Here is a 14,078-nt window from a genome sequence, read left to right on the forward strand (position 1 = left end):
TTTTAGTTTGGTTTTGCGTAAACGATATTCAATTGCATTTTGTAGGTGCTATGCCCACGGCCACCTGCCACGAGGCGGTATGCACCAGGGAAGCCCTTGGACCCTTTTATACGCAAATGTAATTCATTACGCTTATCAATAATAGCATTTTGTAACTCTCTGGGTACATTAATTCTATATGTCGTAATGTCATTACCCTGGCTATCTTTTTCAGTTCTTTTCAGTCCATCGATGTATTGTACAGCAGCTGTTATATCAGAGCTGATAAAGTCCAGTATCTCATACTCGGAACCATCTTCATTAACGCCAACAGGGATAAGCCTGGAGGGTGTAAGCAGGCTGTCGGCGTCTACACCACTGCTTATCTTGGTCAATACTATCTCTGCCTTGATGATAGAAGCTACAGGCAGGTTGCTTATGTACGGCACGCGTATATCAATACAGACACCAGGCTCGTGTTGCAGCAGTAAAGTGTCATCAGATATATTGATAGTGCTGTTGTAACGGTTGATGAAGGTTTCAGCAGGGTAGCCCGAATAGTTGCGGCTGATATGGCTGTAAGCAGCTGTTTTTTCAACATTGCTCTCGCGCCTGTAATTGAAGAATGCTACCTTGGTTATTGTCGGGTTACTGTCTTCCCTGTAGTAAAAAGCAACTGCTGCATTGGAGTAATCGCTTCCACCGTCCAGCACGATATAGGGTATCAGGTCGGTATTGTTGGCCATGTTTGTGGCTGAATCCGGAGCTACATAAAAGCCATTGAAGTGCGCAAGGAATTCAGCCTCGGTGTTGTAAACATGTTTGTCATCGCCAATATTACTGGTCACGTCATCAATAAAAGCCTGGCTGAGTGGTATGCGCAGGTGCTTGAAACCAGCCTTGCCATCTATTACGTAAGGGGTGTCCGTTATGCTTTTCTGCAGGTCAATAGTGGCTTCTCCGAGTAAGGTGCTGTTTACCTGCAGGTCCTGGTTACTGTAATAGTCATTGTCTATTGACATGGGTTCTTCTACACGGTATACTCTATATTTCTGCGGTTTGGGATCGGTTCTGTTGCCCCAGGCAAAGCCTGAGAACGGCATGATCAATACAGCCGAGTCAACATGGTAACCACCCGATGAGAATGAAAATGAGTTAACGGTAGGTAATACCTGGAAATAGATCCCGGCGTTGGTTTTACCGAAGAATGGATCGACGATAGTACCCAGTCCGAATATTACAGGTAAACCACTTATTTTCTCACTGGTTTTATATTTGTCAACCAGGAATGTCTTGGTAATAACGGTCATTGTATCACCAACACTTTGTGTACCCAGGTAGTTATCTCCCGGTGTAATGTTCGATTTTACGATGGTGTCTTCCTTGCACCCTGTGCTCAGCAACAAGCCCAGTGCTATGATCAGTATGCCGGTATTAAATGAATAACGCTGCTTCAAAAAAATGTGATTTACTGCGAAAGTGATAAAAGTTATACTAAGACTCTGTTAAGCTTTTGTATAAGTCCAGCAATGCACTTACATCTTCCTTCCAGCCTTCATCATATTTTACAACTTTTTTATACCTGCTTGGCTTTATTTCGTTAGTTATAGTCTTGTTTGTATCTGCATCACCATATACTACCACATCGGCATATTTGCTGGCACCCAGTGTCAGCGACTGGTTGGTACCATCCTTATATGGCTCTATGTCTTTATCTTTTATATCTGTGCTGATAATTGCCTTTTTCAGGAAGTTTTCGCCAAGGTCGCCCTCAAACTGGTCGTTCTGTGCAGTGTATACTACTTTCGAGTAGTTGAACACGGGCTCCTTTTTATAGGCGGTTTTCACATATAATGGTACCAGTGATGTCATCCAGCCATGGCAATGAATGACATCCGGCGGCCAGCCAAATTTCTTAACTGTCTCTAATGCGCTTTTACAGAAAAATATAGCACGCTCGCCATTGTCCTCAAAGAAACGGCCTTTATCATCGGCAAATACCTGTTTACGTTTGAAATAGTCCTCGTTATCCATAAAGTACACTTGCAGGCGTGCATTAGGCAATGAAGCTACCTTTATGATGAGCGGATAATCGTCCTTATCTATTATAATATTAATACCCGACAGGCGTACAACCTCGTGCAGGCGGTGGCGGCGTTCATTAATAGTTCCGAAACGTGGCATGATGATCCTAACTTCTACACCACTATCAAATGTTTTTACTGCCAGGCTATTCAGTATCTGGGCGAAATCGCTGAATTCCACATAAGGAGATAACTCGTTGGCAATGATTAAGACACGTTTTTTGTCTTCTGACATGCTTATGTATTAGTTGATTAAAAAGAAAGGTATTTACGAAAGTGAATGCAAAATTACGAAAATATTAATTTACAACGCTTACTTTGCGTTCTTAAAGGCATTTACGGCATAATGGTTATTTTCAAAAAGGCAGAGGATATTAACGCTTACTTATTGAATATCAGGCAGAAAGGTGCTTCTTTGGGCTTTATTCCCACCATGGGGGCATTGCATAAGGGGCATATATCACTGGTAGAACAGGCGCATAAAAACGGCGATATTACAGTTGTCAGCATATTTGTCAACCCTACTCAGTTCAATGATAAGAATGATTTTGATAATTACCCCTCTGCCATTACCGAAGATAAGATGCTGTTGGAAGCGGCTGGATGCGATATAGTATTTATCCCTTCTGTTGCGGAGGTATACCCTGAATCGTATGCAAAAACACCTGTATACGATTTCGGCTACCTCGATACGATTCTTGAAGGAGCACACCGACCGGGACATTTTAAGGGGGTTGGGCAGGTTGTCGCTCGCCTGCTGGAGATAGTAAAGCCTGACAACCTATACTTAGGACAAAAGGACTTTCAGCAGTGTATGGTCATAAAAGACCTGGCGAAGCAAATACCTCAACTGCATAATATGCATGTTAAGATATGCCCCACACTTCGCGAGCCTGACGGGCTGGCTATGAGTTCGCGCAACCGTAGGCTTACAGAACCAGAGCGCGCAGTGGCTAACTTGCTGTATCAATGCCTGGTGTCTATACAGACAAAAGCCGGGTTGCAGCCTTTCAGCGTCGTGAGGAAGGAGTGCATCGAGATATTGGCTGATAAGGGGCTTAAGCCAGAATATGTTGCGCTTGCAGATGCCAGCAACCTGGCGCTGCTTGATGAGTACGATACTGAACGCCAGATGGTGGCATTGATAGCCGCTTTTGTTGGTGATGTAAGGCTCATCGACAATATGTTGCTCAATTAAGGCTCGTAACTGTACTTTAGTTCATCCCCCGCTATTGAGTGGGGTTTATGCCCGAATCCTGCTTCCAGTGTTGGCTCATACCTGGCAGCTTTTTCTTTGCTCAGTTTTTTGCCATTCACAAAAATGCCCCGGGAATTATATTTCAGGGTGTGTTTTTTAGTGGTATCAACCAGCCCGTCCGCAGCCATCATTTTTATTACTTTATCTAAATAAGCAGTACTTTTTGTTTGCCCTGTAGATGATACAGGGTCATCAAAAGTTGCTGCATCATGAGGCAGTTTGGAGTTTGTGTCAAAACTTGTCGTGCTCCGTGCCCATTCAGGTATGGGCGAATTGTCAAACCTGCTTTCTCTTATGATACCGTTGGTTGTTCCTCCGGGTTTGTAGCCCAGCTCTTTTAGTATTTGTTCATAATGTTTAGCTCCGCTACCTGTTATGTGTTGATTGTTTACATACAGCCCATCTTCCATGTACGATATTCTGTAGTAAGAAGTTGTGTCCAACAGCCCGTCCCTTAGCATTGCCTGCACCATCTCGTCCAGTACAGTATTGTTTCGTTTGTTCTCTTCGTATTGTTTTTTGTTCTTTTCGTACTGCTTTTTACTCTCTTCATATTTTGCCCTTTCAGCCTTGGTCGGTTTAGGCAGCATAATGCCGAATTGTTTGCTGAATTCATCCTCCCGCACTGTTCGATGCAGTGTGCTGCTTATGGTGCCCCACATATTCACACTATCACCGTATATCGACCTGAATTTCTCTAGCCTCCTTTCATATCGCGTCCTTATATCCGTAGGTATGTCTTTGCCTTTTACAGAAAATTTCCCTTCCCTGTAACTTATTTCATAGGGTTTATCCTGTTCTATATATCCATCCCTTATTGCATCTACTATTGCAAAGCTCTGGTTACCAGTAGCAAACATCCTGTCACTAAGTATCCTCAATGCGTCATCTTCACTTACTCTGTTTTTTCCTGCATCGCTTTTATTAGGTGTCCATAAAATACTCGTCTTCTTGGAAATGCCTAATGCAGGGTCTGAATGTTGGAAAATTGTGCCATACTTCTTAACTATGCTGCCCGACTGTTTTTTATCGTTGATATATAAGCCCTTGGGTGAGTACTCCACCCGTACCGAATAGTTTGTGTCTATCAGCCCTTCTTTAGCCATCTCGTTGATAACATGGTCAGAATAAGTGTCGGTTGTTCCCGGAACTAACCCTGGTATATTGTCCCTGCTGTATGATGATTGCCTGTTGATAATATCATTCACGTTCACTGTACCTTTTATAGCGCCACTGTAATTCACTGACGGGTGATGTATCTGCACGAAACTAACATACTTACTGTTGTACTCATTTTGTTGCTCAGCTGTTAACGTTTTGTTTCTTATGGTTACTATACCATTTTTATATGCTATGTCGTACCGCTCACCTTCTTTCAGGATACCGTCTGCCAAAGCATCAGCTACTATGTATTTGGTGTCGTCATCTTTATACATGGTTTTGCTTGTATTGCGTAGCAGGTCTTTCGTTATAAAACTACTCATCCTGTCATAGTAGAATTGAGGAAAGGGTTTGTCTATCTTCCAGGTATAGGAGAATCGGGCTGTCTTACTGTTAATATCCAGGTCGCGTTCTATCTGCCTGAACATCTTCATATATTTTTCAGTCAGGCTGGCTTTAAACGGTTCGTAATTGAGGAACAACCCGTCCTTGGCCCTGTAATCTATCTCTGTCCTGTAATTGGTGTCAATCAGTTTGTCTTGCCGCAATTCCTTATATATGTTGGAAAGGATTTTGCTACGCTTCTGTTGTCTTTCTTTAAAGAGGAATTCACCATTCATAAAGTCAGAACGTGGATTCCGGATATCCGTGAAATGTACAGTCTTGGTAATGATGCCGTAACAATCCCTGCCTACATAATACTCCCTGAACTTTTTATATTTGGCATCATAGGCCTTTTCATCCTGTTTGGAGAATCGTTTGCCTGCAAATCTCGCTATGCTATCACCGAACGAAAGCGTGAATCGTTCACCATCTGCCAGGTAACCATCTTTTACGGCATCTGCCACCAGGTATTCTATTTTCCCTTCGTTGAACAGTATCTGGCTGATAGCAGCAAATTCATTTTGTAAAGGTGTAGCAGCTTTGTTGTGTTCAATATGCCTGCTCCTCAGCCCGTACAGATTCATTCTCCCCGACAATTTATCTTTTGCGAGGTCTATACCGAATTTTTCTCTGAACAGTCTGCGGTATTTTTTCTCCTGTTCCCCAGTTAGTTGGTTGCCGTTTATGTTAATGCCATCTGGCCCGTAGTTCAGTTCATAATCATCATTTGTATACAATGGCATATTGTCGTCCATGATATGATTAAATATCTCTGCCCAGGCCTGAGAAGTTATTCCGGCGTCAAAATGATCCCTCAGTGATACTTGTTGAAACTGCTCGCTGTAAATGTGGTCTATATCAAAAGCTTTTCTCCCATCCCCTACTTTAAATTCAACAACAGTATATTTTGTTTCGCCTTGTGCCACAAGAAAACGTTGTAGCTTGGCCAGGTATTTTTCTTTCAGGCTGCCTTCAGGTTTTACCGGGCCTTGTGATGATTCAAAGGCAAAATACTGCGGCCCCATATATAACATTTCAGCTTTAGAGGGCAATTTTATGATGCTATCGAGTACTGCATCTACAAAAATATATTTCTCATTCCCTGCCTCATACATCTCTTTGCTGATGCGTTGCAGCTTTTCCCTCGTGTTGTCATGCTCTTTTGAGAATAGGTCACTGCTGCCAACCAATAAGATACCCGTCACCAGCATAATGCTCGCCAGTATATAGGATAATGGCTTTTGCGACGTCTTCGCACTTGGCTGAACATTCAGTAAAGCCTGTATCCTCCCCAGTAGCGGGCTCTGCTTTTTCAGGCTTAGTGCCATACTGTTCTTGCGTGTATACATACCTGCTATCAAGGCCAGTGTTTCGGCCAGTTCAATGCTGCGATTGTGTTTTTTAGCAGTAGCATCACATGCCAGTTCTCGGTATTTGTCGCATTGTTTGCTTATCAGCCATACAAAAGGGTTAAAGAACATCAGGCAGTTGATGCATTGCGTAGCCAGGTTGATATAGTGGTCGTAATGTTTGTAGTGTGCTAACTCGTGCAGTAATATAGATTCCGCCTGTTCTGTACTCAGGTTGTTGGCAATAGCTACAGGGATCAGTATAATGGCCTTTGCATGTCCTATGATACAGGGTGAGATATTTCTTTTGGTAAAGGCAATGCTGATGTTGGCAGTGATGTTCAGTTGCTCTTTAGTTTGCTTAAGTAGTGTTTGCCACGTATCACTAGTAGGTAATGTGTTTTTTGTCTTCAACCATCTACTTTTTAGGTATTGTACTAATAGTCTTGCTGAGAAGAATAGCAGTCCTGCTAGGTAAAGCAGCAGTATTGTGTTGCTGTTTTCTTCAAGTGTGTTATTGACATGCTGCCATACCTGTTCAGACGTTAGTCTTGACTCAGGCAAGGCAGCAGTTTCTTGCATCACGTAGGGGAGTACGTTGACAGTTTTCGTATCGGTAGCAGGCAATGAAACAGAGTGTACAGGGGCTGCGTCTGTTGGCTCAGTTATCGTATACAGGGGTTGTATAAAACTTATAAACGAAACTAAAAGGATAATATTGCCTGCGTGATATTTAAGCAGCGGGTCGATATGCTTCATCGGTGCGAGTAGCAAACCGAATGTTGCATAACAAATGCCTGCCAACAGCAACGATTGCAGTATGGCCGTGGTAACCATGGGTGCTATCTGGTATATCATAATCTAAGGTTTTTTAGCTTGTTTAGCTTTGTCTATCGTCTGCCTGATCTGCTCCAGTTCTTCAGGAGTGGTCTTATAGTTGTTCAGCGCATTCAGTACCAGTTCTCCAGCACGTCCGCTGAACAGGTTCATCACCTTACTCATAAACTTCTGCTGTACTTTCTTTATATCCACATCAGGAAAGTAAATATGCTGCCTGCGACTGTCATCACGTGTCAGTAATCCTTTGTCATACATCACCTGCATTTGTTTCAGGGTGGTAGTGTAGCCAGCCTCGCGCACAGCACTCAGCGCTTCGTGCACCTCTTTTACAGTCGCCCGCCCCTGCTCCCAAAGTACTTGTAGTATCTCCAGTTCTGCTTCCGTTATATGTATATCCTTTTTGTTCATTGTACGATATTTGTCGTACTAAAGTACGATTATTATCGTATAACGCGAATCTTTTTTCAAAATTGTATGGAATGCACCCCCTTTTACTTTTGATTTCTAAATTTTAACCATATATTCATGTATCCGAAAATTGAATCTCCTAGATAATTATGATTATAGGCGTACTTAAAGAGCAGCAACCTGAAAAGAGGGTGTCGCTCGTGCCCGAAGTAGTTGCAGCATTGGTAAAAATGAACGTACAGGTATCTGTAGAAAACGGTGCAGGCGAAGCAGCTTACCACACAGACAAGGCTTATACAGATGCAGGTGCTACTCTTAAAAACCGCGACGCAGTTGCTGCCGAAGCTGATGTGTTGCTGACCATCAATTCAGACAACATTCCGGCTACGGTTAAGAAAGATGTTGTGCTGATAGGTGTTTTTCAGCCCCTGTTCGATACACAGAAAATGCAGGACCTGGCAGGCAAAGGTTATACTGTTTTCAGTATGGATAGTATTCCGCGTACCACACGTGCGCAGGCTATGGACGTACTCAGCTCGCAGGCCAACATCGCAGGGTACAAAGCAGTGTTACTGGCAGCTATGGAATATTGCCGGTATTTCCCCATGTTTATGACGGCGGCAGGAAGTATTCCTCCGGCCAAAGTGCTGATACTGGGTGCTGGCGTGGCAGGGTTGCAAGCCATAGCAACAGCCAAGCGCTTAGGTGCTGTTGTTGAAGTGTTTGATGTTCGTCCTGCTGTGAAGGAAGAGGTGATGAGTCTTGGTGCGAAATTCGTTGAGGTAGAAGGTGCTGCTGATGCTTCTAAAGCCGGTGGTTATGCCGTTACACAAACTGAAGAGTTCCAGGCAAGGCAGCGCGCCAAGATACACGAGCATGCTAAGAAATCGGATATAATTATCAGTACGGCACAGATACCCGGCCGCAAAGCTCCCATACTCATCACAAAAGAGATGATAGAGGATATGCGTCCAGGCTCTGTAATAGTTGACATTGCCTCTGTCAGTGGCGGTAATACGGACCTCACGAAGGACAACGAAAAGATACAGCACAATGGCGTGACCATCATAGGTAACTCAGCACTGCCTTGTGAAATGCCATCTGATGCCAGTAAGGTGTACAGCAAGAATGTGCTGAACTTCTTGAAACTCATCATTAATAAAGAAGGTGCACTTGAGTTGAATTATGAAGATGATATAGTAGCAGGTACTTGCATCTCAAAAGGTGGCAGCATTGTAAACGAGCGTGTACTGTCTTTCATTAACCCACAAACTACAAAAGCATAATTTTTATATGAACGCTTTATCAGAATTGTTTACTGACGCAGCAACGTATCGGTTGATCACCATCGTGATACTGTCTATATTTCTGGGTATCGAGGTGATATCCCGTGTGCCGTCTGTACTGCATACGCCACTTATGAGTGGTGCTAATGCCATACACGGCGTGGTTATTATAGGTGCTATCATCGTAATGGGTCAGGCCCCGGCAGATGATTACCTGGCACTTACATTAGGTTTCCTGGCAGTTATCCTTGGTACACTGAACGTAGTTGGTGGCTTCGTGGTTACAGACCGTATGCTGGAAATGTTCGGTAAGAAAAAGAAGAAAAAATAATTTTTGCAACTTCATTAATACATAATTGCATGTCTCAGCAAGCAATACTTTTATTAGGTTACTTAATAGGATCCATAACTTTCATTGTCGGACTTAAAATGTTGTCACACCCTGATTCCGCCCGAAAGGGTAACATGGTGGCGGCAGTTGGTATGACCGTTGCTATACTGGTAACAATATTTCTGTACCGTGATGAGAATGGTAATCCTCTGGGTAATTACGGTTGGATATTCGGTGGACTGGTGATAGGCACTGCTATTGGTACCTTCATTGCTAAAAAAGTACAGATGACGGCAATGCCGGAGATGGTAAGCCTCTTCAATGGTATGGGTGGGGCCTGTGCCATGTTGATATCGATAGTAGAGTATAATCACCTGCAACATAGCGGACACCCTGCACACATGGGCATCATGATAGTCATTGTTTTGGGTATGATCATCGGTACAGTGTCTTTTGCCGGTAGTATGATTGCATGGGGCAAGCTGGCAGGTAAAATAAAAGATAGGTCAGTACCGGCAGCACAGATCATCAACTTCTTATTATTCGCGGGCCTGATCATTTTGTCTGTAATGGTGATTGGCGGTTACAACACTTCACCTACAGTATTTTATAGCATCCTGGCTTTAGCGGCTTTATATGGTATCCTGTTCGTTATGCCAATAGGCGGTGCTGATATGCCGGTAGTAATATCACTCCTCAACTCATTTACAGGTGTGGCTGCAGCCTTTGGTGGTTTCTTATACGACAATCCTGTGATGTTAACAGGTGGTATACTTGTGGGGTCTGCGGGTACTATCCTTACTATTCTTATGTGTAATGCCATGAACCGTTCGCTCAAGAATGTATTGATAGGTTCATTTGGCGGCGGTGCAAAAGCTTCCGGCGGTGGTGATGGTAAAGAGCAGGGTAGCTATAAGGAGATTTCGCTCAGCGATACAGCTGTACTGATGGCCTATGCGCAAAAGGTAATGATCATACCGGGTTACGGTTTGGCAGTAGCCCAGGCACAACACGCCTGCCATGAGCTGGAAAAGCTGCTCAACGAGAAAGATGTGGAAGTGGTATATGGTATTCACCCTGTTGCTGGCCGTATGCCAGGACATATGAACGTACTACTGGCAGAGTCTGACGTGCCTTATGAAAAGCTTCTGGAAATGGAAGACGCCAACGACCAGATGAGTACTACCAATGTAGTGCTCATCATTGGTGCCAACGACGTGGTTAACCCCGCTGCCAAAGACGATCCTTCCAGCCCTATATATGGTATGCCTATTCTCGAAGTAGAAAAGGCCGAACATGTTATAGTTAATAAGCGTAGTATGAAGCCGGGTTATGCGGGTATAGAGAACGACCTGTTCTTCCGTCCTAAAACATCTATGCTATTCGGTGATGCCAAAAAGGTGTTGCAGGACCTTGTTGCTGAATTGAAACAGGTATAAAGTTCTACTTAATGATAGAAGAATAGCCCCGCACAAACATAAGCGGGGCTATTTCACAAACACTATAGGATAAAACAAACTAGGTTATGTAAGGCAATGCCGGAAGATCATCACAAAAACCGGCGTATGCCTTACATAATAGCATCCAGGTTAGCAGCTATAAGCAGCAATCCTAATATCGTAGTAAATAGTATTATCTTTTGAGTAAGCTCGTTGGTAAGTACAGCTTTTATGAAAACTGCCTTTTGGGCCATGGTATTCTTTACAGCATTGGTCATGCCTTGTAGGAAAGATATACGTGAAGTGTGTTGCATTGTCGTGTGTTTTATTTTTTGTTTTGTTTTCGTGGTAAGCAGGATAGGAGGTATTTCCTACAGACTGTTCAGGTACAGGACGCCGGCGGCGCAGCACAATGAAACCATAACGGCAAATACTTTGATGTATGTTTCTTTTATGGTTATGAATTTGAAACCTTCAGGTTGTTCAAAATCTCCGTTGCGTGTATTATACGCGATTGATGTTGTGTAATTCATCTCTATATGTTTTGTTTGTTTAAATATGTTTTCTCTTATCAGCCTGTATTAGATACATACAGCCAGTAACAGGCAAACCAGTATGCCGGCGAATAATGCGATCTTGGTATTAGCTTCTTTGCGAACGATAGCTGCAGCAGGATTAGCGTTATGAGTAGCAGCTATGTTTTGTGTGTAGTGGATGTTTAATGTTGCTTGCATGATCTTGTGTTTTTAAATGTTTTTGTTTTGTGTTTGTTTAAATGTGTTTTTATTTTCTGTCTGAAACGCTGTCGTTCCGTTGACAATACAAAGATGCGACACAAAGGGGGCCGTTTCCAAAAAATCGTTAATGGTTAACGCCCGCTTTGTAAATGCTTAACAGCATGATATGTTAACCGTTAACCATCTATTAAGAAATATGGGAGGGTATAAATACCCCCGCCAGGAGCTGAAAATAAGTACTGTGGCTATATTTGCAACTGTTAACTAATAGTGGATGTGAAGCACACTGAATCAGGTAGGTCGGTTTAGGTATTGTGCTTGGGAAAGATGATCTGCTACCAGGCAGACTTATGTCTCTATGTACAGGACAATAAAAAAACCCTTAGGAATAAGGGCTTTCTTACATATAGAGGATAAGAGAGAAATTGGTTGCCGGACATACGCATTCTTCACTCACTCGATAGAATGGTAGCCGGCAGTTTCTTAAATGATGTTTATCAGATGATCACCGCCAGTACCAGGCAGGTGATGATACCGATAAACAGTAATATTTTGGTTGTGATTTCCTTCCTGGCAGCTGTGTTGACTATTGCGGGTTGTTCAACTTTCTTTTCTTCGGCTATTATTTTTACCGGCTGCGTCTGTACAAATGAAGAAACGTATGACATAATTGTGTGTTTTTATTTTGTTTTGAAACGCCTTTGTTTCGCTGATGACACAAATATGCAACATAAATATGCCTTCTGCCAAATATTTGCTGACCCTTAACTGTTGATTTATAATCAGTTAACTAACGTAAGTGTTAATCGTTAACAAACGGTTAGTAAATATCATTGCCTATAATGTTTGACTCTGCGCTGTATCATAAGAGGGGTGCGTATTTGCTATATTTACATTAAAATGATAACTATTATGAGAGCATTGATCACACTTACGATATTTTTATTATCCTGCAGTATGGTTTATTCACAAACCGGTAACCAAAAAAGAACAGACACGGTGAAGCATGCTCAGGAAATGCATTTAAAGCTTTATCCTATAGAGGCAGATAAGTATGTAAATATATATGTTACTTATAATGAGCCAACTGATTTTTCTATCACTTTGCCTGGGTCGGATCGGAATAATGAGAAGCACTGGGAAATTAAAGCGAAAATGACTTACCAACAAAGTTTAGACGTGTCAGGCCTGTCGACAGGTGAATACAGTATAATACTGGATAATGGAAGAGTAAAGGAAGAATTGATATTTAAAGTGAAACGATAAAAGTATTCAGGCTGTTACGGCTGTGTCATATATTCTGATTATCTGTCATTGGCCGGTCATAAATTTGTCATAAAAATGCCTTGATGGAGTAATATGACAATACTTATTGTTAAATTTATAATAGCAACTGGTTACTGCTGCTTTTTGTTTCATAAAAATGCCGATGATATGCGAAAAATACTACTCTTTCCGGCACTATTGTTAATCTGTTCATCTGCTATTGCAGGAAGTGACGATAATGTGACGAGCGCACCACAGGTAGGGGGCATGTTCCCACATTTTAATGGCGGTGCTCTTAATCAGTCTGTATCGGCAGACCTCAGGTTGATAGCAAAAACGTATTTGTCATATAAAGACGCAGGGTTTGTCCCTACAGATTCTACTACTTATTCATACGGCGCAAACAGGGGTAGTGTACCTAACCCTGATAATCTGAATAATGATGATCACATATTGTTTGATGAGAGTGTTAACTACAAATTCAACGCATCAATATGGGGTTATGAGAATAATAAGCAACGGGTACAGTACTTTACAGGTAAAAAGGTAGACCAGTTGATATATAAGAACTGGCACCCATCTGATGCCACATGGAAAAATGCAGAACGCTACTTGTATAAATACGACAATAATGGCAAAATGACTTCCTCGGTGCTGCAGTTGTGGTATGGCACACTCTGGACTCAGGATATGGTATCTACATTGTCATACGACAATAGTAACAATGTTGTCAATATGAACTCAACAACATATGCTGTAGACTTTGTATATGATCAGAATAACAACCTTGTAAGAATAGAAGATAAAGTATGGTCATCGGGAGGGCTGGTAAGTAACCAACGTAAAAACTACTTGTACGTAGGCAATGATGTAGTAGAGTATACACTTGAGGTATGGGATAACAGTAGTTGGACCAAAATATCGAAGTGGAAATATGCTTACGATGCAATGGGTAATGTCATATCAAATACTGAACAAAAATGGGATGGCATAACTTGGGTGAACGTAAAGCAAAACCTGTATTATTATGACAGCGATAATAATAAGACAGAAGATATAGAAATGACTTGGGACAATAATTCAGTTTCTTTTGTTAACAACAGACGGGAAGTAATAAAATACAACAATAAATCGCTGCCTGAAGTGGTGACTGACTTTTCGTGGAATAATGGCTGGGTACATAAATCCGGCGATATTTCCATACACTATTACTATGAGCAATATGACCCTACAAGTGTTGATGAATTGATAACGGATGCTGATATGGTTGTGTACCCTGTTCCTGCCAATAGTAATCTTAATATCAATCTTAAGTGGGATCAACCGCAGGATTTCAACCTAGTGTTAACAGATATGTATGGAAGAACCATATTTTTTCAACATGAGGATACAAAAGTAGCCTACCATCGCTCTATACCTGTGTCTGATCTGCCAACAGGAAATTATGTTCTGGCGGTATCCGGTAGTAATGGTATTATAAGTCAAAAGATAGCCATAAGACATTAGATAATAACTAAGTATGATTTTAGCCCGGTTCAGGTATTGAGCCGGGCATT

The 14,078-nt window shown here is 42.1% G+C and carries 14 protein-coding genes; 6 read left to right on the forward strand and 8 right to left on the reverse strand.

What is annotated here, in order from left to right; all coding sequences use genetic code 11:
• Positions 1-2: 2 nt before the first annotated feature.
• The gene (locus H6550_05165) at positions 3-1,436 is read right to left on the reverse strand and encodes a DUF4270 family protein (protein MCB9045512.1); all 1,434 of its coding nucleotides are present in this window, start codon (positions 1,434-1,436) and stop codon (positions 3-5) included.
• A 37-nt stretch (positions 1,437-1,473) separates the two neighbouring features.
• The gene (locus H6550_05170; GenBank protein ID MCB9045513.1) at positions 1,474-2,298 is read right to left on the reverse strand and encodes a glycogen/starch synthase; all 825 of its coding nucleotides are present in this window, start codon (positions 2,296-2,298) and stop codon (positions 1,474-1,476) included.
• 111 nt (positions 2,299-2,409) lie between these two features.
• On the opposite strand from H6550_05170, the gene H6550_05175 reads away from it, so the two are divergent.
• Positions 2,410-3,261: a pantoate--beta-alanine ligase gene (locus H6550_05175; protein MCB9045514.1), complete on the forward strand. Its 852-nt coding sequence runs from the start codon at positions 2,410-2,412 to the stop codon at positions 3,259-3,261.
• Here the strand turns inward: H6550_05175 and H6550_05180 are convergent.
• Together H6550_05180 and H6550_05185 are read right to left on the reverse strand one after the other, a co-directional pair.
• Positions 3,258-7,073, reverse strand: coding sequence for a M56 family metallopeptidase (locus H6550_05180; protein ID MCB9045515.1), 3,816 nt, complete (start codon positions 7,071-7,073; stop codon positions 3,258-3,260). The two genes, H6550_05175 and H6550_05180, sit on opposite strands and share 4 nt — an antisense overlap.
• Positions 7,074-7,076: 3 nt before the next feature.
• Positions 7,077-7,463 (reverse strand): BlaI/MecI/CopY family transcriptional regulator, encoded by a 387-nt coding sequence (locus H6550_05185; GenBank protein MCB9045516.1) that lies wholly within the window; start codon positions 7,461-7,463, stop codon positions 7,077-7,079.
• Between the two features lie 149 nt (positions 7,464-7,612).
• Between H6550_05185 and H6550_05190 the strand changes: the two genes are divergently transcribed.
• Genes H6550_05190 through H6550_05200 form a run of 3 tightly spaced genes read left to right on the forward strand, consistent with a single transcriptional unit; the run spans position 7,613 to position 10,519 of the window.
• On the forward strand, positions 7,613-8,749 hold the full coding sequence (locus H6550_05190; GenBank protein MCB9045517.1) for a Re/Si-specific NAD(P)(+) transhydrogenase subunit alpha: 1,137 nt from the start codon (positions 7,613-7,615) through the stop codon (positions 8,747-8,749).
• 7 nt (positions 8,750-8,756) lie between these two features.
• On the forward strand, positions 8,757-9,080 hold the full coding sequence (locus tag H6550_05195; protein ID MCB9045518.1) for an NAD(P) transhydrogenase subunit alpha: 324 nt from the start codon (positions 8,757-8,759) through the stop codon (positions 9,078-9,080).
• Between the two features lie 29 nt (positions 9,081-9,109).
• Positions 9,110-10,519, forward strand: coding sequence for an NAD(P)(+) transhydrogenase (Re/Si-specific) subunit beta (locus tag H6550_05200; GenBank protein MCB9045519.1), 1,410 nt, complete (start codon positions 9,110-9,112; stop codon positions 10,517-10,519).
• A gap of 131 nt (positions 10,520-10,650) precedes the next feature.
• Here H6550_05200 and H6550_05205 read toward each other — a convergent pair whose 3' ends face one another.
• The 4 genes from H6550_05205 to H6550_05220 form a co-directional block, all read right to left on the reverse strand.
• Positions 10,651-10,833, reverse strand: coding sequence for a hypothetical protein (locus H6550_05205; GenBank protein MCB9045520.1), 183 nt, complete (start codon positions 10,831-10,833; stop codon positions 10,651-10,653).
• Positions 10,834-10,890: 57 nt separating this feature from the next.
• The gene (locus H6550_05210) at positions 10,891-11,052 is read right to left on the reverse strand and encodes a hypothetical protein (protein MCB9045521.1); all 162 of its coding nucleotides are present in this window, start codon (positions 11,050-11,052) and stop codon (positions 10,891-10,893) included.
• Between the two features lie 48 nt (positions 11,053-11,100).
• Positions 11,101-11,253 carry a hypothetical protein gene (locus tag H6550_05215; protein ID MCB9045522.1) on the reverse strand — a complete coding sequence of 51 codons (153 nt, stop codon included), beginning with the start codon at positions 11,251-11,253 and terminating at the stop codon, positions 11,101-11,103.
• Between the two features lie 500 nt (positions 11,254-11,753).
• Positions 11,754-11,924: a hypothetical protein gene (locus H6550_05220; GenBank protein MCB9045523.1), complete on the reverse strand. Its 171-nt coding sequence runs from the start codon at positions 11,922-11,924 to the stop codon at positions 11,754-11,756.
• A gap of 244 nt (positions 11,925-12,168) precedes the next feature.
• Between H6550_05220 and H6550_05225 the strand changes: the two genes are divergently transcribed.
• Positions 12,169-12,522 carry a hypothetical protein gene (locus tag H6550_05225; protein ID MCB9045524.1) on the forward strand — a complete coding sequence of 118 codons (354 nt, stop codon included), beginning with the start codon at positions 12,169-12,171 and terminating at the stop codon, positions 12,520-12,522.
• Positions 12,523-12,690: 168 nt separating this feature from the next.
• Complete coding sequence (locus tag H6550_05230; protein MCB9045525.1) at positions 12,691-14,028, forward strand: T9SS type A sorting domain-containing protein; 1,338 nt, start codon at positions 12,691-12,693, stop codon at positions 14,026-14,028.
• The last annotated feature ends 50 nt before the right edge of the window (positions 14,029-14,078 follow it).

The sequence above is a fragment of the Chitinophagales bacterium genome, from assembly GCA_020636495.1.
Classification (GTDB): domain Bacteria; phylum Bacteroidota; class Bacteroidia; order Chitinophagales; family Chitinophagaceae; genus UBA5543.